Annotated in this window: 18 protein-coding genes; 8 read left to right on the top strand and 10 right to left on the bottom strand. The window is 72.2% G+C overall.

The features are described 5' to 3' along the window. Positions 1-305: 305 nt before the first annotated feature. From ACQPWW_RS20665 to ACQPWW_RS20650, 4 genes are all read left to right on the top strand, one after another. A complete protein-coding gene (locus ACQPWW_RS20665) occupies positions 306-614 on the top strand; it encodes a hypothetical protein (RefSeq protein WP_433124814.1) in 309 nt (102 codons plus the stop codon). A 77-nt stretch (positions 615-691) separates the two neighbouring features. Then, positions 692-1,186, top strand: coding sequence for a hypothetical protein (locus ACQPWW_RS20660; protein WP_433124813.1), 495 nt, complete (start codon positions 692-694; stop codon positions 1,184-1,186). Positions 1,187-1,383: 197 nt separating this feature from the next. Beyond that, positions 1,384-2,076: a hypothetical protein gene (locus ACQPWW_RS20655; protein WP_433124811.1), complete on the top strand. Its 693-nt coding sequence runs from the start codon at positions 1,384-1,386 to the stop codon at positions 2,074-2,076. A 293-nt stretch (positions 2,077-2,369) separates the two neighbouring features. Then, the gene (locus ACQPWW_RS20650) at positions 2,370-3,062 is read left to right on the top strand and encodes a hypothetical protein (protein WP_433124810.1); all 693 of its coding nucleotides are present in this window, start codon (positions 2,370-2,372) and stop codon (positions 3,060-3,062) included. On the opposite strand, the gene ACQPWW_RS20645 is transcribed toward ACQPWW_RS20650, so the two are convergent. The 3 genes from ACQPWW_RS20645 to ACQPWW_RS20635 form a co-directional block, all read right to left on the bottom strand. Then, the gene (locus tag ACQPWW_RS20645) at positions 3,059-3,676 is read right to left on the bottom strand and encodes a LutC/YkgG family protein (RefSeq protein WP_433124808.1); all 618 of its coding nucleotides are present in this window, start codon (positions 3,674-3,676) and stop codon (positions 3,059-3,061) included. The genes ACQPWW_RS20650 and ACQPWW_RS20645 overlap by 4 nt on opposite strands. Beyond that, positions 3,673-5,052: a LutB/LldF family L-lactate oxidation iron-sulfur protein gene (locus ACQPWW_RS20640; RefSeq protein ID WP_433134453.1), complete on the bottom strand. Its 1,380-nt coding sequence runs from the start codon at positions 5,050-5,052 to the stop codon at positions 3,673-3,675. Before ACQPWW_RS20640 ends, ACQPWW_RS20645 begins: the two co-directional genes overlap by 4 nt. A 62-nt stretch (positions 5,053-5,114) precedes the next feature. Continuing rightward, entirely contained in the window at positions 5,115-5,825 is a 711-nt protein-coding gene (locus ACQPWW_RS20635; protein WP_433124806.1) for a (Fe-S)-binding protein, read from the bottom strand. A gap of 116 nt (positions 5,826-5,941) precedes the next feature. Between ACQPWW_RS20635 and ACQPWW_RS20630 the strand changes: the two genes are divergently transcribed. The 3 genes from ACQPWW_RS20630 to ACQPWW_RS20620 are packed head-to-tail and all read left to right on the top strand — an operon-like array spanning position 5,942 to position 8,568. Then, positions 5,942-6,772, top strand: coding sequence for a fumarylacetoacetate hydrolase family protein (locus ACQPWW_RS20630; RefSeq protein ID WP_433134451.1), 831 nt, complete (start codon positions 5,942-5,944; stop codon positions 6,770-6,772). Positions 6,773-6,820: 48 nt separating this feature from the next. Next, positions 6,821-7,618, top strand: a complete 798-nt coding sequence (locus ACQPWW_RS20625) for an SDR family NAD(P)-dependent oxidoreductase (RefSeq protein WP_433124805.1) — start codon at positions 6,821-6,823, stop codon at positions 7,616-7,618. A gap of 32 nt (positions 7,619-7,650) precedes the next feature. Beyond that, positions 7,651-8,568, top strand: coding sequence for a hypothetical protein (locus ACQPWW_RS20620; protein ID WP_433124803.1), 918 nt, complete (start codon positions 7,651-7,653; stop codon positions 8,566-8,568). 82 nt (positions 8,569-8,650) lie between these two features. Here ACQPWW_RS20620 and ACQPWW_RS20615 read toward each other — a convergent pair whose 3' ends face one another. The 6 genes from ACQPWW_RS20615 to ACQPWW_RS20590 form a co-directional block, all read right to left on the bottom strand. Next, a complete protein-coding gene (locus tag ACQPWW_RS20615; RefSeq protein WP_433124802.1) occupies positions 8,651-10,459 on the bottom strand; it encodes a HAMP domain-containing sensor histidine kinase in 1,809 nt (602 codons plus the stop codon). A gap of 11 nt (positions 10,460-10,470) precedes the next feature. Next, positions 10,471-11,172: a response regulator gene (locus ACQPWW_RS20610; RefSeq protein WP_433124800.1), complete on the bottom strand. Its 702-nt coding sequence runs from the start codon at positions 11,170-11,172 to the stop codon at positions 10,471-10,473. Between the two features lie 73 nt (positions 11,173-11,245). Continuing rightward, the gene (locus ACQPWW_RS20605; RefSeq protein WP_433124799.1) at positions 11,246-12,475 is read right to left on the bottom strand and encodes an ABC transporter permease; all 1,230 of its coding nucleotides are present in this window, start codon (positions 12,473-12,475) and stop codon (positions 11,246-11,248) included. Then, positions 12,472-13,161 carry an ABC transporter ATP-binding protein gene (locus tag ACQPWW_RS20600; RefSeq protein WP_433124798.1) on the bottom strand — a complete coding sequence of 230 codons (690 nt, stop codon included), beginning with the start codon at positions 13,159-13,161 and terminating at the stop codon, positions 12,472-12,474. The genes ACQPWW_RS20605 and ACQPWW_RS20600 overlap by 4 nt, the downstream gene beginning before the upstream one ends. Then, the gene (locus ACQPWW_RS20595; protein ID WP_433124797.1) at positions 13,158-14,363 is read right to left on the bottom strand and encodes an efflux RND transporter periplasmic adaptor subunit; all 1,206 of its coding nucleotides are present in this window, start codon (positions 14,361-14,363) and stop codon (positions 13,158-13,160) included. Before ACQPWW_RS20595 ends, ACQPWW_RS20600 begins: the two co-directional genes overlap by 4 nt. 6 nt (positions 14,364-14,369) lie before the next feature. Further along, the gene (locus tag ACQPWW_RS20590) at positions 14,370-14,954 is read right to left on the bottom strand and encodes a hypothetical protein (protein WP_433124795.1); all 585 of its coding nucleotides are present in this window, start codon (positions 14,952-14,954) and stop codon (positions 14,370-14,372) included. 307 nt (positions 14,955-15,261) lie between these two features. On the opposite strand from ACQPWW_RS20590, the gene ACQPWW_RS20585 reads away from it, so the two are divergent. Beyond that, positions 15,262-15,840 (top strand): sigma-70 family RNA polymerase sigma factor, encoded by a 579-nt coding sequence (locus ACQPWW_RS20585; RefSeq protein ID WP_433124794.1) that lies wholly within the window; start codon positions 15,262-15,264, stop codon positions 15,838-15,840. Between the two features lie 81 nt (positions 15,841-15,921). Here ACQPWW_RS20585 and ACQPWW_RS20580 read toward each other — a convergent pair whose 3' ends face one another. Beyond that, a complete protein-coding gene (locus tag ACQPWW_RS20580) occupies positions 15,922-19,281 on the bottom strand; it encodes a hypothetical protein (protein ID WP_433124792.1) in 3,360 nt (1,119 codons plus the stop codon). Between the last annotated feature and the right edge of the window lie 44 nt (positions 19,282-19,325).

The raw sequence follows: 19,325 nt of genomic DNA, 5'->3' as shown, positions 1-19,325 counted from the left end.
CCGCAGGCATCGGCCGGTGTGGTCGTGGCGGCTCTGGCGGCATGTCTGCCGCTGCGGAGCGGATTTGCCCTGCCGTGCCCGGCACCGGATTCCGATCCATCGTGGCCACTGGCCCCACGACGGTGAGCAGTGAGTAGCGGGCAGCGGCAGGCGATCATCGCGGTGCACGTCCGAGGGTTGCGCGACATTGGCAGCGACTGCCGGACAGGGTGGGCCTGGCTCACGCCGTACCCGTGCTGGCAGGTTGATTGGTCGACCAGCCCGCCGGCACGGGCGATGACCGGCGGCCTCCCGGCGGGTGTGCGGTGACCGTCCACGGCCCGGTTATGCCTATCTGGAGCTGCGGTGGCTGCGGCCTACCCTGGCCCTGCCGGGCCCGGAGGCTGGAGTTGCGGGCGGAGTACGCGGATGCTCCAGTGTCGCTGGCTCTCTACCTCGGGTCCTACCTCGTTCAGGCGACCGAGGACATGCCCTGGACGCCGGCCGGCGCGCTGCACCGCCGGTTCCTCGGATGGACCAGGGGGGCCGAGCTGTCGAAGCCGGCAGTACAGCAGCGAAGTACCGCATCGATGCCATCCGAACCGAGTCAAGAAGCGCGCCACCAGGCCCTCTGACCTCGCTTAGAGCCCGATCCGGCCGGCCCGCCGTTCGTCCACAACTGGACGGTCGAGCGTCCGGGACAATCCCCACAGTGACCTGGGAAGAGTTCTTGTGGCATTTGGATCAGCGTCTGGGCCTGTATGTCGGGCTACCCAGGTACGAGCGGGCGTTCGCGGCGCTGACGGGATTCGCCCTCGCGCGTGGTCGCGACGAACTGGCGGCGTTCCAACGGTGGTTGTCCGACCGTCATCACGGCAGCCCTCTTACCTTCTCGCTGCTGGTGCTGGCCGAGACCTTCGGTGAAGGTGCCACGGAGGACCGCCTTGCCAGCGATACGGACCATAGGCAGGCCGTCTCGACCCTCTGCCGACTCTTCAAGGAGTTCCTGGGACAGGAGGCGTTGACCGCCGGTCCCATCGGACCCGGACTACGACCAGGAGGTCTGGGACGAGCAGGTCCGCCGACACACGTCAGGACACCTGAGGAACGTGCGTCCGAAGGTCCGCATCCAATGCCCCGTCTGATGCCGTGGCGGCGCGCTGACCAGGATGAACAGCACGGTGTACCACCCGGGGCCGATGGGTGACCGCACGGCAGGCGAGGTGACAACGAACTGTTCACGTCGAGGTCTGGTCCCGAACACCGCGCAGACCTGTGAGCGCCGTCCGGAACGGGTGCTCGGCGATGCGCCGTTGCTCCTGATCGCGCACAGTTCCATCAGGCCAGGTCCGCTCGGAGCTCCGGTTGTCGCGGACGGTCACGCAGTTGACAGCCCGGTTCATGATGACCCGGATGCGCCGAGTAGCGGAAGCGCCGATCAACCGTCATCACGACCTGACGGAGTTGGTTGGCGCCGTGCTGGGGTCGGCGGTTGGTGGCGTGGCCGGGTGGGTGTTCGGCGGCGGCGGGGGCTACGTCGGCTGGGTCGGCGCCACGCTCGCCGCGTACTTTCTCGGGCTGGGGCCCATCGTTGTCGCGATCGAGCACGTGCGGGGCGTTCTACGCGGACTCGGCGTCGCCGTTCTGCGCGTCGCCTGGTCTGTCGCCGGGGTGGCGGTGTTGGCGGTGCCCTTGATACTTGTCGCCATGCCGCTGGCTGTCGTCCAGGTCACTCCGGCCGGCGGGTGGCTGCTGGAGCGCTTCCCCAACGCAACGAACGGTCTGGTCCAGGGGGTACTTGTGGCGGTCACCGTCGCCATCCTCGGACTGCTGGCCAGGACGGCGGTCGGGTTGGCGGTCTTGGGCTTCGCGTTCGAAGGGATAGGCAAAGGCGCGTTCATGATCGGCCCGGTGTGGTGGCTGGTGCTCACAGCGCTCCCCACCTATCCGATTGTCCTGTTGATCGTCTGGCTGCTCGGGTGGCCGGACGGGTGGATCGGCGGGCTCGTCGGTCTGACGCTGGGCGCCGCGGTCGGTGGCTTTCACGGATATCGGTCGGCGGGCGAGGTGTCCATCGACGCGGGGCTGGACTGGTGACCGCCTGCGATGCCAGGCCTGCGATTCGCAGTCGGGCCACAACAGTCAGCGTCGATCCGCATGAACGCCAGAAACGCCTCCGGAAACTCGGCATCGTGCGACTCCGTAGACGGATTCTGCGTCGCGTGGGCCTGCTCGCCTAGTTGATCAATGAACTGTTCACGTCGCCGCCCAATGCCGAACATTCCCCCGGACCTGCACGTTTCTGTGGGCCCGGAAGGGTGGGCGCGAGTCCTGCAACCGCAAGCCCGGAGCGTTTCTTGTACCTACCCAGACGTCGTCGGCGAAGCGTGGTGACCGCTCTTCCGCTGGCGACGCTCGCCGTCGCCGCGTCCGTCATCGCTCTGCCGACCCCGGCGGGCGCGCACCCGTCCGGCGATCCGCAGATCGTCTCCATCGCCCGCGACGACCAGCGGCCCGAGGTCGTACGGGTGCGCTGGCGCGTCGGCGGCCCCGACGACCTGACGCTGCTGGGCGTCTCGCTGGGTCTGCTGCCGCCCGAGCGCGTCCTGCTCGACGGTGCGGTCGACTACCAGACGACGGATCCCGCGGTGCTCGCGTCGTCCGAGCGGTTCTCGGCGTATCTGCTCAGACAGATCACGGTGGCCGACGGCCGGCGTCCCTGTGCCGGGGTGGTGGCCGAGATGAAAGCCCTGGCACGTGCCGGCGCGATCATCGACTACACCTGTCCGGTCCCGGTCGACACGGTCACCGTCGCGGTGCGGATGCTGACCGATCTCAATCCCGGGTACCGTGCGCTGGCCAGCGGCCCCGACGGACAACGCGCGGAGTACGGCACGGGTGCGGACACCCACGACTGGGCCCTTACCGGCGCGCCGGTGGTGGCCAACAACGCGGCGGCGGTGGACGCCAGCGAGAAAGGGGGCCGCGGCGTCCTGATTCCCACCCTCGGCGGCGCTGCGCTGCTGGTCGCGATCGGGGCGCTGGTGGTGTGGCGGCGACGGCGGGCCAGGTCGGTCAGCTAACGGCCGGTCGGGTCGTCGTCGGCGCCGATGAGGACGACGTCCAGCCGGCGTGGGCCGTGCACCCCCTCCACCCGGTTCAGCTCGATGTCGCTTGTCGCGGACGGGCCCGAGATCCAGGTCTGGGGCGCGCGTGGGTCGAGCCGGGTCAGCGCCTCCGGCAGCAGGCCGACGACCTGGTCGGCGCGGACGACGCAGATGTGCCGGTCGGGCACCAGGGTGAGCGCTCGCCGTCCCTGCGTCGGGCCGGCGTCGAGGATGATGGTGCCCGTGTCGGCGACCGCCACGGCGCAACCGGTGAGGACCGCGTCCACGGCGTCGAGCTCGGCCGGTGCCAGCGGGGGAGCGTCGCGGCGCAGCTGCCCGGCGTGGCCGGTCAACCAGCCGGCGGGGACATCGGTGGGGACGGCGAGCCGGTCGACCTCGGCCAGCAGACCGGCCAGGGCGTCGAAGCCACTGTGGACGGTCGCTCGGTAGTCCACCAGACGGTCGACGAACACCTCGACCAGGTCGGGGCGGTCGTCGACCCGCCGGTACCCGCGGGGCACCGCCACCGGCGGTGGGTCGTCGGCCAGGGCCGTCCGGAGCCGCGCCAGGATCTCGTCACGCGCGCTCACTGCTTGTCCCACCACTCCCGGAAGGTCTGCGGCGCGGGCAGCGGCAGGTCCCGCGACCGGGTCCACGCCGACGCGGGCCAGGGCAGCCGGCGCAGCGTCCGAGCGCCGGTGCGCCTTTCGCGGTACGCGCCGAGCGGGCCCGCGCCCGTGCGGGCCAGCCGCAGGGCGGCGGCCCAGCGCCGGGGGCTGCGCATCACCCACGACAGGACGCGCATGGCGGCCCGTTCCGCACGTGGGTGCGGCGCCTGCTGGCGGAGGTGGACCAGGATCTCCGGAATGTTGATCTTCACGGGGCAGACGTCGTAGCAGGCGCCGCAGAGCGTCGACGCGTACGGCAGGGAGGCGTTGTCGGCCACGCCGGTCAGCTGGGGCGACAGGATCGCCCCGATCGGCCCCGGATACACCGAGCCGTACGCGTGCCCGCCGGCCCGCTCGTACACCGGGCAGACGTTGAGGCACGCGGAGCAGCGGATGCAGGACAGCGCCGGCCGCCCGACCGGGTCGGCCAGCACCGCGGACCGGCCATTGTCGACAAGGACGACGTGCACGGCCTGCGGGCCGTCCCCGGGGGTGACGCCCGTCCACATCGAGGTGTACGGGTTCATCCGCTCGCCGGTCGAGGATCGCGGCAGCAGTTGCAGGAAGACCTCCAGGTCGCTGAAGGTCGGCAGCAGCTTCTCGACGCCCACCACGCTGATCAGCGTCTCCGGGAGCGTGAGGCACATCCGCCCGTTGCCCTCGGACTCCACGACCACCAGCGTGCCGGTGTCGGCGATGGCGAAGTTGGCGCCGGACACGGCGACCCGGGCCGAGAGGAAACGCCGTCGCAGGTACGCGCGGGCCGCCTCGGCCAGGGCGGCCGGCTCGTCGCTGAGGTCGGCCGGCGCGTCGGGCATGCGACGCTGGAAGATCTCCCGGATCTGGGTCCGGTTGTAGTGGATCGCCGGCACCAGGATGTGCGAGGGGGTGTCCTCGCCGAGTTGCACGATCAGCTCCGCCAGATCGGTCTCGTACGCGGCGATCCCGGCCGCCTCCAGGGCCTCGTTGAGCTCGATCTCCTGGGTGGCCATCGACTTGACCTTCACGACCTCGTCGGCCCCGGCGGCCCGGGTCAACGCGACAACGATCCGGCAGGCCTCGGCCGCGTCCCGCGCCCAGTGCACTGTGGCGCCGGCAGCGGTGGCGGACGCCTCGAACTGCTCCAGCAGCTCCGGCAACCGCCGTTGGACGTCCGCCTTGATCGCGGAACCGGCGTCCCGCAGAGCCTCCCAGTCGGGCACCTCGTCGACGACCCGGGCGCGCTTGGCGCGGATGGTGCGGGTGGCCCGGTGCAGGTTGGCCCGCAGTTGCGTGTCGGCGACGGCCGGCTTGGCCATGGTGGGGAAGGGCAGTGGCGTACGGATCCGTCCGCCTCCGGTGGCCGGTGCGGCCGGCCCGGTCACGAGGTGGCCCCCGTCGCGGCGAGGATCTCGGCGTAGTGCAGGGCCCGTACGCCCGACCGGTGGCGGTCGAGGCCGCCACCGATGTGCGCCAGGCAGGAGTTGTCGGCGGCGGCGAGCACCCGGGCTCCGGTCTCACCGACCCGGGCGCACTTGTCGGTGAGCATCGCGGTGGAGACGTCCGGATTCTTGAGGGCGAACGTGCCGCCGAAGCCGCAGCACTCCTCGGCGTCGCCCAGCTCCACGAGGTCGATCCCGCGCACCTCCCGCAGCAGTCGCAGGGGCCGGTCACCCAGTCGCAGCAGCCGCAGGCCGTGGCAGGTGGGGTGGTAGGTCACCGTCTCCGCAAACTCGGCGCCGACGTCGGTGACGCCGAGGACGTCGACGAGCAGCTCGGACAGCTCGTAGGTGCGGGCGGCCACCGACGTGGCCGGGGAATGCAGCCGCGGGTACTGGTCGCGGATCATCGCGGTGCAGGACCCGGACGGCACGACCACGGCGTCGTACCCGTCGAAGACGTCGACGTAGTTGCGCACCAGCGGCATCGCCTCGGCCCGGTAGCCCGTGTTGGCGTGCATCTGCCCGCAGCAGGTCTGGCCCGTCGGGAAGTCGACGGTGTGGCCGAGCCGGCGCAGGATGCGGGTGACCGCGATGCCGGTCGCCGGATAGGCGATGTCGTTGACGCAGGTGATGAAGAGGGCTATCCGCATGGCGGCGTCGACCCGCCTTGACTGTGTTGGTGTGAGCGAGTACACACTGGCGAAGCAAGATCCTATCGGAAATGACTCTGCCGCCACCAGGCACCGGAGGATGGTTCGTGAGATTCATGCGCGTCGGGCCCGTCGGGCGGGAACGACCAGTCCTGCACGTCGACGGGCGACACTTCGACCTCTCGTCGCTGACCGCCGACATCGACGCGGAGTTCCTCGGCGGAGACGGCGTCCAGCGTGTCCGCGAGGCCACCGACCTGCCCGAGATCGACGTCACCGGTCAGCGGGTCGGCGCGCCGATCGCCCGTCCCGGTGTCGTCCTCTGCGTCGGGCAGAACTACGCCGCGCACGCCGCCGAGTCGGGCGCCGAGCCACCCAGCGCCCCGATCATCTTCTACAAGGCGCCAAACACCGTCGTCGGCCCGTACGACGACGTCCTGATCCCGCGCGGCTCGACGAAGACCGACTGGGAGGTGGAGCTGGCGGTGGTGATCGGCCGTCAGGCCCGCTACCTCGCCTCGCCGGCCGACGCTCTCGGGCACATCGCCGGGTACGCGCTGTCGAACGACGTCTCCGAGCGCGACTTCCAGCTCGCCGTCTCCGGTGGCCAGTGGTCGAAGGGCAAGTCCTGCGAGACGTTCCAACCGCTCGGCCCGTGGCTGGTCACTGCCGACGAGATCGACGACCCGCAGGCGCTGCGGCTGCGCTCCTGGGTCAACGGCGAGCCCCGTCAGGACTCCAGCACGAAGGACATGATCTTCGAGGTGGCGTACCTGGTCTGGCACCTGTCCCAGTACACCGTCCTGGACCCGGGCGACGTCATCAACACCGGTACGCCGCAGGGGGTGGCGCTCTCCGGCCGGTTCCCGTACCTGGCCGCCGGCGACGTGATGGAGGTCGAGATCGACGGTCTCGGCCGGCAGCGCAACACGCTGCACGCCGCCTGACCGCGGTGCGGGTCGACTCGGAGGACTGGCTCGGGAGGGGAGAGAAGCATGCGGTGTGACGGCTTGGTGGCGGTGGTGACCGGAGGTGGCTCGGGGATCGGCCACGCCTGTGTGCGGGCGTTCCTGGCCGCCGGCGCCCGGGTGGGCGTCCTGGACCTGGACCTGTCGGGGCTCCCCGAGGACCCGCGCGTGTGCGGCGTCCGGGCGGACGTGGCCGACAGGTCCTCCCTCGGCGCGGCCGTCGCCTCGGTCGCCGACGCGTTCGGCGGCATCGACATCCTGGTCAACAACGCCGCCATCTCCGCCGTGGGCACGGTGGAGGACAACGACGACGAGGCGTGGAGCCGAGTGCTCGACGTCAACGTCGCCGGGGTGGCCCGGATGAGCGCGGTCGCCCTGCCGTACCTGCGCCGGTCGTCGTCCGCGGCGATCGTCAACATCTCCTCGATCGCGGCGACCGTCGGGCTGCCCCAGCGCGCCCTGTACTCGGCGTCGAAGGGCGCCGTGCACGCCCTCACCCTCGCCATGGCCGCCGACCTGGTGACCGAGGGGGTCCGGGTCAACTGTGTCGCCCCCGGCACCGTGGACACGCCCTGGGTGGCACGCCTGCTGGCCGGCGCGGCCGACCCGACGGCGGAGAAACGGCACCTCGCGTCCCGCCAGCCCACGGGGCGGCTGGTGACCGCCGACGAGGTGGCCGCCGCCGTCGTCTACCTCGCGTCGCCGGCGACCGCGTCGGTGACCGGATCTTCGCTCCCGGTGGACGGCGGCATGTCCGGCCTGCGACTGCCCGCCCAGGTCAGCTCCGCACCCGCACCGGCGGAACCAGGGGCGGTCGTCTCCTGAGGGCCCCAGCGGCGCGTGACATGATTGCGCGCATGGGGAAACAGCAGGACGTCGGCGAGCCCGACCGTCGCAGCGGGTCCGACGTCACCGACCACCGTCCGATCGGTGGCGACGCTGACGCGCGGCTCGCGCTCGCCCAGGACCCCAGCACGCCGCAGATGACACTCATCGACCTGGCCTCCGACCCGTCGGCCGTGGTCCGCAAGGCGGTCGCCGCCCGGGCCGACGCGCCCGCGCAGGCCCTGCGGCCGCTGACCCGGGACCATGATCGTCAGGTGCGCGAGGCCGTGGCGAGCAACCCCTCGGCCTCGATCGCCAACCTCATGCGTCTGGTCAAGGACGCCGACCGGTGGATCCGCTGGGCGGTCGGCAGCAACCCCGCCTGTGACGAGTCGATCCGCCGGGTCATGTCCGAGGCATCGGACAAGGAGCTGCGCGGTCTCCTCGCGGAGCGCCGGGACCTGGAGCCGGAGCTGGCCGCCAAGCTTGTCGACGACGTCTCACCCGAGGTACGGGAACGACTCGCCAGCCACACCCACGACCCGGACACGATCACCGCCCTGCTGGCCGATCGCACCGCACGCGTACGCAAGGGGTTGGCCCGCAACCCGCGGACCACCGCCGCGCAGCGCAGCGCGCTCGCCGCGGACCCGGTGGTCGACGTCCGCGTCGCGCTGGTGCGTGCTGTCGAGTTGGACGAGGCGGACCTGACGCGCCTGCTGGAGGACCGCTCGGTGCAGGTCCGTCTGGCGATGGCGACCTCCGAGATCGTTCCGGCGCACATCCGGCAGGCCCTCGTCCGCGATCCCGACGAGATGGTGGCCAGCGCGGCCCGGGACTTCCGTCCGGGGTCCGGCAACTCCTCGGCGGTGCGGGCTCCGCGCATCGCCCACCGGCCCTCCACCGCCGGCGCGGGTCGACGCGGCGGCACCCGGCCACCCGGCCGGTGATCTACTCGGTTTAAGGAACTCAGGGTGTCGACGCTACTGGAACACCCCGATTTCCGGGATTCCGAGTCGATCAACGCCCGTCTCAGCCAGCGTGGTCGGGCAGTCGGATGATGCAGAGCGTGCCCCGGCCCGGCTCGCTCTCCACCTCGATCGTGCCGCCGTGTGCCTCGGTCAGGTGGCGGGCGATCGCGAGGCCGAGCCCGCTACCGCCGGTCACCCGGCTGCGCGACTCGTCGGCCCGCCAGAAACGGTCGAAGATCCTCGGCAGGTCGGCCGCGGTGATGCCGCTGCCGGTGTCCCGTACCGAAATGGTCGTGCCGTTCGCGCCGACCGTCACCGAACCGCCGGACGGGGTGTGCCGGATGGCGTTTGAGATCAGGTTGCCGACCACCTGTCGCAGGCGCACCTGATCGGCTCGCACCACCGGGTCTCCCGCGACGGTGAGTTCCAGGTGCACCCCGGCCGCGAGCGCGCCGCCGCGGTGGCTGTCGACCACGTGCGTGAGCACGTCCCGCAGGTCGGTCGGCTCCGGGTTGACCCGCAGCGTGCCCGCGTCGGCGGCCGCCAGGTCGCCGAGGTCGTCGATGATGTGCTGGAGCAGCAGCGCCTCCTCGTGCAGCAGCGCCAGCAGTTGGGCGTCGGTTGGGGCCAAGTCGTCCTGGGCGGCCTCCAGCCAGGTACGGATGTTGCTGAGGGGGGTACGCAGCTCGTGCGCCACATCGTTGACCATGGTGCGACGTTGCGCCTCGGCCCGTTCCCGGCGTTGCGCGGAGTCGTTCAGGGCGCGCGCCAACCGGCCGATCTCGTCGCGGCCGGACACCGGGGCGGGCGTGCGCAGGTCGGCCGCGACGGCGAGGTCGCGCAGCGGCCGCACCAGGCGCCGCCCCACCAGTACGGTCGCCGCGACGGTGGCCAGCAGGACCGCGCCGGTGACCGCCACGATGCGTCCGATGCTGCCGTCGGACAGGCTCAGCGTGGTGCGGCCGGTGCCGGGCGCGGTGACGAACAGCAGCGCGCGGGGCGCCACGTACGGTCGGAGTTGGGTCCTGCGCCCTGATTCGATGCAGCCCTGCACGACGCCGGCCGGCCCGGCGGGCTTGAGCAGCGACGGCGGCTTCACCTCGGTGTCCTCGTGCGCGGTCCGGACAACCGCCGAATCGCCGAGATATGCCGTGAAGGTCGGCGTGATGCGCAACTGAGAGGCGCGGTCGCCCAGGCTGAGACAGCGGGCGGTCAAGGTGGTCAGCGTCTGGAGTGCCTTCTTCTCGGCGGGACTGACCAGGCTGTCGAGCTCGAACCCACAGCTCTCGGTCACGGACCGGGTCAGTGGCCGCTCGGCCTCAGCGCGGACGGTGGTGAGGACGACGCTCGGGCGGCCGGTCTTCGCGACCTCGATGACACCGTCGTAGCCCACCTTGTGGAAGCAGGTCAGCGTGTTCTTGGCCACCTCGCTCAGCACGTACCGGTCTTCGGTCGGCACGACGTAGGGTCCGATGGCCCGCTCATCGATGTGCTCGGCGCCGCCGGTCAGGCCCAGGTCGACCTGGAGCGGATCCACCACGGCCGAGGGGCGGATGTTCCGCAGCGCGGGTCCGGCCTGCGAATCCAGGATGATCTTGTGGTCGTCGGTGGTCAGCGTGATGCGCCGGCCCAGCTCGGCGGCGCGCGAGTGGACCAGGTCGGCGGCCCCGGACCAGTCGTGGTGGGTGGCGGCGTAGCCGACCAGCGCCTGGTAGACGGCTCTTTCGTCGGCGACTGCACCGCCCTGCTCGTAGTTGATCGCGCGGGTGGTGGTCGTCGCCGCCAGCCAGGCGGTAGCCGAGATCGCGGCCAGCGCGATCACCACGGAGGCGACCAGCAGCCGGGTCACCAGGCTGTGCCGCAGCGGCACCCGGTCCTCTCTCACGGCGTCGGGCCCGGAGCCAGCTTGTAACCCACACCGTGCACGGTGAGTAACTGCTGGGGACGTCTCGGGTCGTCTTCGATCTTGCGGCGAAGGTTCATCACGTGTACGTCGATGGTGCGTTCGGTCGAGCTGCGGTCGAGGCCACGGGTGTGGTGCAACAGTTGTGCACGGGTGAAGACCCGGTCCGGTTGCTCGGACATGGCGGCCAGGATGGCGAACTCGCCGCGGGTGCACTCGATCCGCTCGCCGTCGACCGTCACGTGGTGTCCGACCGGATCGACGGTGATCCGACCGGTCTGCCGGATGCCCCGAGCGGTGGATTCGGGTGCGCCCCGGGACGCGCGGCGCAGCAGGGTGCGGGTACGCGCCACCAGTTCCCGCGGGCTGAACGGTTTGGTCAGGTAGTCGTCGGCGCCGAGTTCCAGTCCGAGCAACAGGTCACTCTCGGCGCTGCGCGCGGTGAGCATGAGCACCAGGACGTCCGACTCCCGCCGCAGCGTGCGGCATACCTGCAAGCCGTCCAGTCCCGGCATCATCACGTCCAGGATCAGCAGGTCGGGCCGGTCCCGGCGGGCGGCGTCCAGCGCCGCCCGCCCGTCGTGCACCACGATCGTCTCGTGGCCGGCGGCCACGAGATAGCGGCGGATTCCCTCCGCGTGCCGCAGATCGTCGTCAGCGACCAGGACCATCGCACACATGCCGGCGATGATAGGTCGCCGGTGCGGCACCGAACCGATTCCCGGCCCGACCTGACAGATTCCTAACGGCGGCTCAGCCGCTGGACAGCGCCTCGGTGGGGTCGAGCGCGGCCGCCCGCATCGCCGGATAGACCCCGGCCAACACCCCGATGACCAGCGCACCTCCCAGCCCGGCGGCGACCGCCGCCGGTGGAATGGTCACCGGCCAGCGCTGGAGGGTGGCATAGCCCGCGACGGCCACCGCGCCGGCCAACACCCCGGCTGTTCCGCCAAGCGCCGACAGCACGATCGACTCGGTGACGAACTGGATGCGCACCTGGCCCCGGTTCGCGCCCAGAGCCCGGCGAAGGCCGATCTCGCGACGGCGCTCCAGCACCGAGATGTACATCGTGTTGGCCACCCCGATGCCGCCGACGAGCAACGCGATCCCGGCCAACCCGAACAGCAGCGAGCTGAAGGTCTGCCGCACCGCCTGCTTGGCAGCGAGCCCGTCCGAGGGGCGACTGACAAGTACGTCGCTCGGGTGCTCCGGGTTGGCAGTGGCGGCCAGGACCGAGCGCACCGCCGCCACCTGGGCGTCGGTGGTCTGCACATAGAGTCGGGTCGGGTGCCCGTCGAAGCGCAGCCAGCGGCCGGCCGCCTCCCAGCCGATCATCGCCGAGCGGTCGATCTCGGGCGCGAGGGGCACCGGGTCGAGGATGCCGATCACGCTGAACCGCTGCCCGCCAAGGTGGACCTGGACCGGTTGGGAAAGGTCGACGGTGGTGAAGCCGAGCCGCTGGGCGGCGACCGAGCCGAGGACCACGGTCGGCAGGCGCTCCATCGCGGAATCCAGGAAACGTCCGGAATGTACCCGGCCGTCGATCGCCGCGAGCAGGTTCGTCCTGGTGGCGACAACCGCGATTGCGTTGTAGTCGCCAGGGCCGGTCCGTTCGGAGCGGGCGACGTTCAGCCCGAAGTCAGCGGTCGCGCTCGCCACCGTCACCGGGGCGATCCGGGACACCATGTCCACCGACTCGACGGGCAGCTTGACCGGTGGCTCGCGGTTGGGCGCCGGTGTGACCTGTAGTCGGTTGGTGCCCAGGGCGGCCAGCTTCTCCTCGAGCGCCCGCTGGCTCGACGCGGGAATCCCGGTGACCAGGACCAGGGTGGCGATGCCGATTGCGATGCCGAGCGCCGACAGCGCGGCTCGCGCCGTGCGCGTGCGGATGCCGAGCAGACCCAGACCGACCAGGTCGGCCGGGGCCAAACGGACCGGCGCGGCGTCCCGGTCCACTCTCGCCGCTTGATGGGTACGCCTCATGCCGACGCACCGCCCGCCGCGGAGTCGGACACCAGACGGCCGTCCAGGATGCGGATCTGTCGGGGCACCCGGGCGGCCACCTCGTGATCGTGAGTGATCAGCGCGATTGTGGTCCCGCCCCGGCTCAGCTCGATCAGCAGGTCGAGCACGGCCGAGCCGGTGGCCATGTCGAGTGCCCCGGTCGGCTCGTCGGCCAACACCAGCGCGGGCCGGTTGACCAGCGCCCGGGCGATCGCCACCCGTTGGCGCTCGCCGCCCGAGAGCGCCTGCGGGTGGTGGTCGGCGCGGTGCGCCAGGCCGACCCGCTCCAGTGCTGCCAGGGCCAGCGCCCGACGGTGACGGCGGTGTACGCCGGCGTAGAGCAGGCCAGTCGCGACGTTCTCGGTCGCGGTCAGCCCATCGGTGAGATGGAACTGCTGGAACACGAAGCCCAGCCAGCGGCCGCGCAGGCTGGAGAGCTGCCGGTCGGACATGGTGGTGACGTCACGCCCGCCGATCAGCACCCGGCCCTCGGTGGGCCGGTCCAGCGTGCCCATGATGTTGAGCAGGGTGGACTTTCCCGACCCGGATGGCCCCAGGATGGCCACGAACTCGCCAGCGTCGATCCGCAACGAGACGTCGCGCAGCGCCGTCACGTCCTCGCCGTAGCGCCGGGTGGCGTTATCGATCTCCAGCACCGTGGTCACGACGTCGTCACCACCCGGGTGCCGGCGGTGATGCCCGTACCGGTGATCTGCACCATGCCGTCGGCGAAGAGGCCCACCTCCACCGCGGTCAGGGCGCCCTCGGAGATCTGGACGCCGTAGCCACCGCTGCTGAGCGCGAGCAGTGCGCCGACCGGAACGGCGAGCACGTCGTGCGCGGTGGTGCCGGTGAACCGGACCTCGACGGTGGCCGAGCTGATGTTCTGGATCGCCGAGGCATTGTCCACCGCGACGACGACCTGCACCTTCGGGCTCTCCGAGCCCGGGTCGCCGCCGTCCGACGAGCCGGCTTGGACGTTGCTGCTCACCGAGTTGATGGTGCCGCCGGTGTGCGAGCTGTCCGGGAGAGTGATCTGCACCTTCTGCCCCGCACGGATGTCGTCGGCCCGGCTCGCGTCGATCTCGACGGTAACGGCCTTGGTCTGATCGCTGATCGCCATCAGGTTGCCGGTGGCGTCGTCGCCGAGCTGCGCCGAAGCCACGCCCACCCGCACCGCGCCGGGCAGCACCAGTATGTCGCCCAGTGTCACGGTGCCGGTGGCCGGACGGATCCCCTTGGCCGCCTGCCAGCGTCGCACGGCGTCCTTGAGCGCTGGGGTGAAGACAGCGTCCTGGCTGGTCAACACGGTCTGGTACGCCTTCGTGCCGGATGCCGCCGGCGGTGAAGGCGACCCGGGCTTGCCAGCATCCCCGTCCGTACCCTGGCCAGCCGCGTTCGGCGCCGACCCGCCCTGGACGGTGACCCGGGTTCCCGGCGCGGGTTGCTGCCCGATCCGGTAGTCGAGCGCCCGGAGGTTGTCGGCAAGCACTTTGACGTCGCGGCCAACCATGCCGACCACGTCGATGTCGCGGAACATCGGCGAGGACCCGTAGAAGAGGGTCACCGGCCGGTCGCCGGATCTGTACAGAGTGTCGCCTCGGGCGATGGTCCTGCCCGGCTGGGGCAGCCAGGTGAGCACCCCGGGCGCGACGCCGCGCAGGGTGCGCTGCTTGCGGTAGCCGACCGTGCCACTCTCGGTCCAGTAGTCGGAGAGGTCGGTCCGGACCACCTCGGCCGTGGCCACCCTGGACGCGGCCGGCGGGGCGGTCGGGGAGTCAGGGTCGCCGCTGGCGTGGACGGCGAAGACCACGCCGCCCAACGCGAGCGCGCCGGCAACGATGGTGATGAGGGTTTTCGTCCGCACGGTCGGTCACTTCGCCGTGAAGGCCGAGATCTCGCACTGACGCTGGATTTCCAGCCCCGCGTCGCTGTTCGCCTTCTCGAGGTTGGCCTTCGTCTCCGGCGCGACCCAGATGCCGGCGTTGTCGGTGCCCGGCTGCCGGATCTCCATTGACAGGCCGTGGCTCCTGACGCACTGCAGTTGCTCGCGGAGGTCGTCGGCGAAGTTCGGGTTCTGGTGCGGGTCGAGCTCCGGAGCGCCCAGCGGCTCCTTGTCGGCGCACGCGTCCACGGCCGGCTGATACTTCTTCTCGTCCATCTTGTAACTGAGCAACGGACCGCCGTCTCCGTCCGCCGCCGGTGCCGATGGCACGCCATGCTGCGTCCAGCAGGCGTAATAGGCGCCGTAGAGGCGGTCGACCTCCTGTTTGGTCGCACCGAGGGGGAGTTGGCGGTCGGCGCCGCCGGTCGAACCCGCCGGGTCGGGGCTCGCCGACATGGTTCCGCCCGGGATCGCGGCCACCTGCGGCCCCGACCCCTCCGAGTCGCCGCCGCAGGCCGCGAGCGACAGCAGCAGGACCGCCAGGCCGATCATTTTCACCTTCGCATTTCGCATGCCAGCCAGCCTGGTCGCCGCATGTCAGCTATTCGTTAGGTGCGCACGCCGTCTTCGAGTCAGCCCACCGCGGCCCTGGCCCGCCGGGTCCGTCCCGCCCCGACCGCGTAGTGGTCTGAATCGACAGTCGGATGGTCGGTGGGTGCTGTTCCGGCCAAGTCTGACCGCCGGAAAATCAGTCGGGCGGGGCAGGCCCGGGAACTTTCCCGGCCCGGCCGCCGACCACCAGAGTGCGCGGCGCAGCGGCGCGATCCGACGACGGCATCTCGGCATGGAGGAGCGCCCATGGCAACCAGGACGGTGGTCTGTGCGCGACGGCGTCGCTGACGACGATCAGGTGACCCGGTGGGCGCAGGAGGCGGGCCGGGGCGACCGGCAGGCCGCCACGGCGTTCGTCCGGGCCCTACAGGACCAGGTCTGGCGGTTCCTGTCGCACCTGGCCGGGCCGGGTGAGGCCGACGACCTGACCCAGGAGACGTTCCTGCGGGCCTTCCGCAACCTGCCCGGCTTCGCCGGCCGCTCGTCGGCGCGTACGTGGGTGTTCACCATCGCGCGGCGTGTGGCCGTGGATCACGTCCGGACGGCGGTCGCCCGGCCCCGGTTGGCCTCGGTGCCGGACTGGCAAGCCGCGGCCGAGGCCGCCGGTGCGATCACGGTCGGCGCCGACGAGGGTGTCGCCCTGCAACAGATGATCGGCGGTCTGAGCCGGGAGCGTCGCGAGGCGTTCGTCGCCACGCACCTGCTCGGCCTCTCCTACGCCGAGGCCGCCGAGGTCTGCCAGTGCCCCGTCGGCACGATCCGCTCGCGGGTCGCCCGGGCTCGCGAGGATCTCGTCTCGGCCTGGCAGGCCGACGGCGGCCCGATCCGTACCCGGCGAAGCGGTTGAGGGTGGATCGAGGAGCGGCCGGCGCACGGTGAGGACGACGCGCCCGGCGTGCTGGCGGGCCGTCGGACGGCGCACCCGACGTCAGGTTGGCGCCATGCAGATGTCGAGGGCACCGTCGCGGACGTCGGCGACCGGGTGCTCCCGTAGCGACCGGAGCAGGTCCCGCCAGGGCTCTGCCCAGCCGCGCGCCCTGCCCTCGTGCACCAGGGCCACCGCGAACAGGCCGGTGGTGGCCTCACCGCGCGCGGCGAGGGTGCGGGCCGTGGCGAACACGAGGTCCGGATCGGGCGCCACCGTGGACCACCGCGCCGTCCGCTGGCTGAGCAGGTCGGCCAGCCGGGCGGCGAGCGCCGGCCGTCCCTCGACAAGCTCGGCGATCTCGACCACGTCGGCGGTGAGCTGCTCCGCGGTGGTGCCGCTGAGCCGCAGCAACGCGGTCAACAGGGTGGCCGCCGCGGCGACGTACGGCGGGTGCTGTCCCAGTTGGCGGGCCGCCGCCCGAGCCGGCGCCCGGTCGCGGTGCGACTCGGCGGACCACGCCCAGTGCCCCGCATGGTCCACGATGGCGCTGATCCGCCGCCGGGCCGGGCGGTCCGCGTGCGGGCCACCGTCGTCCGGGTCGGCGTCGTCGCTGCCGACCAGGGTCCGCAGGGCGGCGGCGAGCACGTCGCGTTCGGGCCGATCCGGATGGTCGAGCAGCGCCTCGATCATCGGGTAGACCGACGGCCAGGCCGAGTCGGCGCTGAGGTCGGTGAGCGCCGCCGTGACCAGGTCGCTGACCTCCGGTGCCCAGGGCAGCCACCGCGCCATCCGGGGCCAGGCGGAGCGGGTCACGTCACGGTCCGGGCTCGCGCAGGCCCGGGCCACGAGGGTGCCGTAGCGGGGCCGGTACGGGCCGGCGATTTCCTCGGGCTGGGTAGCCAGGGCGGCCAGCGCCGCCTCGCGACCGCCGGTGGCCGCCGCTTCGAGGATCACCCAGCTCTCCGCGGCCGACAGCCGCTGCCGGGCCGCGGCGACGATCGCCACCCGGACGTCGCGGTGCTGGTCGGGCTGCTGCCAGGCGGTCAACAGCACCGGCATCGCCGCCGGCGGGCCGAACCGACCGAGGAGCCGCAGCGCGGCCTTGCGGCTGGTCACCTTGCCCCGGCCGAGGGCCACCCGGGACAGCGGCGTCAAGAGGTCGCTCGGTCGGATGAACCGGGCTGCGCGGCCGGCCGCGTACAGGGCGACCCGGGCCCGATCGTCGTCGGCGTGCGCGAGCAACAGCGGCAGCGCCTCGGCCGGTTGGTCGGTCCACGGCAGTGCGCCGAGGGCCGCCTCGGCGAGTGTGACGTCAGCGGATCCGGTGTAGCGCAGCACCACGTCGCGTCCGGTGCCGGGGATCGGCGCCGCGGCCCGGATGGCGGCGGTGCGGCCGTGTCGCGGCGTGCCGGCGTCGGCGGTGACCTGCGCCAGCAGGCGCACGTAGGCCTGCTGTTGCCGGGGCAGCCACCGCTCGGCGTGCTCGGCCGGGCCGGGAATCCAGCGGGTGCCGGCTGTCAGGAACGCGCCGCTGGGCGGTGGGCCGAGCAGCACCCGGTCGAGCAGGTCGGTACGCCGTGTGCTGACCGTCCGCCACACCGTGGGGAAGGTGATCGTGGACAGGTCGCGGGCCAGCACCTGCTCGACCCGCTGCGCCCGGGTGGTCGGGTCGGCCAGCCACAGCTCGACGGCTTCACGGACGACGACGCTGACAGTGCCCGGCGTTCCCGCCCGGCGCAGCAGCTCGTGAAGCGGGGGCAGCCGCCAGGCCCGCCGTCCGAGGGCCCGGGTCACCGCGAACAGCTCGGTGCACAGCCCGCGGGCCATCCCCGCCTCGATCCACTGCCGCAGCCGGGCGAAGACCACTTCCTCCTGGCCGTGGCGCAGTGTCTCGTCGAGCCGGGGCAGTGGGGGGAGCCGGTGGCCACCGAAGAGTCGGTCGAGGGTGTGCAGCGCCCAGCCCAGTAGGGCCGGGTCGTCGTGGTGCTGGGCCAGCACCGCGACGGCGAGTCCGCCGAGTGCGGCCAGGGTCCGGCTCGACGCGTCGCGCGTGGTCGTGGCGTCGACAGTGAGCTGGGTCAGCACCTCGACCGAGTCCGCGCGCAGCGACCGGGACAGGCCGGCAAGGGCGGTCAGGGCCGCGGCGCGGACCGGGTCCTGCTCGTTGCGCAGCCGACCCAGCCGGGCCACCGCCTCGGCCACCGCCACGGGGTCTCCGCTGCGTCGCGCGGCGGCCAGCAGCAGCTCGTACGCGACGGCACGGTCCTGCGCGTCGGCCGCGCCCAGCGCCGGGCCGAGCGCCGCGAGGGCCTCCGGCCAGGGCAGGAAGGAACTCCACGAGCGTACCGCCGCCGCGTCGTGGCGGACCCGGTCCAGGGCGAGCACCCGGCGGGCCTCCCGCCGTTGCCAGGCGCGGGGCAGCACGTCCATCAGCGACAGGCCCGGGATGTCGGCGGCGGTCTCCACCTCCGCGTGGACCGCGTCGTAGAGCGCGCCTCGACGCGCCGGTGCGACAGCCGCCAACAGCCGCTCCAACGAGTCGTTGTGGCCGCGTACCCGCCGGCCCAGCGGGACCAGCTCGGCGTCCGGCAGGCGACCCAACCGGCGCAGCAGCGCCGGCGGCATTGACTGGTAGGGCACCCAGCCCGCCCGGGTCGGGGCGGTCAGCAACGCCACGACCCGGTGCGGGGAGGCGGCGGCGAGCGGACCGTAGGCGGTCAGGTCGCCGGGGAGGTAATCGGTCGGGGCATAGCTGTCGAGCAGCGTCAGCGCGCGGTGCGGCTGATCCCGACCGGCCACGAGGACACCTCGGGAGTGGGACTTCCACCAGTGCGCCCGCTCGCGCGGCCCGAGACCGGGCAACACCGCTTCGGCGTGCTCCAGCAGCACCTCGCCGTGACGGCGGGCCAGCGGCACCCACCCGGGCACCGTGTGCGCGACGGCCGGCAGCAGCCGGCGGACGGTGTCCGGACCGCAGGCCGGCAGCAGGGCGGCCGTCTCGGCGGCACCGAAGCGCTCCCACACCCCGTCGACCAGCCCGTCCGCGATCGCCGATCGGCGTAGGTGCCGCAGCGAGCGGTAGACCAGGCCGCGCAGGTCCGCCGGCGCGTCGAGCACGAGCGCGAGCAGGTCGGCGCCGGCGAGCCAACCGGTGCGCAGGCCGGCCTTCACCGCAACGGCCCGGATCGCGCGGTCCGGGTCGTCCAGCGCCAACCGCACCGCGGCGTGGTCGCCGACGATCTGGCTGGCGGTGACCGCGAGGAAGCGGTGGTACGTCGTCCCGGCGCGCAGATCACTCAGCACCACCGGCAGTTCGCCGGTGGTGCTGAGGTCACGGGTTCGGCGCGCGAACGTCGCCATCCGCTCGGGGTACGACAGCACGTCGAGGTCGTCGAGCAGCCGCTGTGTTGATCTCTGCACGGCGCCCATTGTGGCCGAGGCGAGCCCGGACCGTCGCCCCGTTT

Source organism: Micromonospora sp. CA-240977, assembly GCF_050942285.1.
GTDB lineage: Bacteria > Actinomycetota > Actinomycetes > Mycobacteriales > Micromonosporaceae > Micromonospora.
The sequence above is the reverse complement of the archived record's forward strand: the minus strand, read 5'-3'. Positions and strand labels throughout refer to the sequence as shown.

Coding starts and splice junctions, on each gene's coding strand:
- ACQPWW_RS20655 (WP_433124811.1), top strand. CDS start 1,384: ATGACCCGGATGCGCCGAGTAGCGGAAGCGCCGATCAACCGTCATCAC.
- ACQPWW_RS20640 (WP_433134453.1), bottom strand. CDS start 5,052: ATGGCCAAGCCGGCCGTCGCCGACACGCAACTGCGGGCCAACCTGCAC.
- ACQPWW_RS20635 (WP_433124806.1), bottom strand. CDS start 5,825: ATGCGGATAGCCCTCTTCATCACCTGCGTCAACGACATCGCCTATCCG.
- ACQPWW_RS20630 (WP_433134451.1), top strand. CDS start 5,942: ATGCGCGTCGGGCCCGTCGGGCGGGAACGACCAGTCCTGCACGTCGAC.
- ACQPWW_RS20625 (WP_433124805.1), top strand. CDS start 6,821: ATGCGGTGTGACGGCTTGGTGGCGGTGGTGACCGGAGGTGGCTCGGGG.
- ACQPWW_RS20620 (WP_433124803.1), top strand. CDS start 7,651: ATGGGGAAACAGCAGGACGTCGGCGAGCCCGACCGTCGCAGCGGGTCC.
- ACQPWW_RS20610 (WP_433124800.1), bottom strand. CDS start 11,172: ATGTGTGCGATGGTCCTGGTCGCTGACGACGATCTGCGGCACGCGGAG.
- ACQPWW_RS20605 (WP_433124799.1), bottom strand. CDS start 12,475: ATGAGGCGTACCCATCAAGCGGCGAGAGTGGACCGGGACGCCGCGCCG.
- ACQPWW_RS20590 (WP_433124795.1), bottom strand. CDS start 14,954: ATGCGAAATGCGAAGGTGAAAATGATCGGCCTGGCGGTCCTGCTGCTG.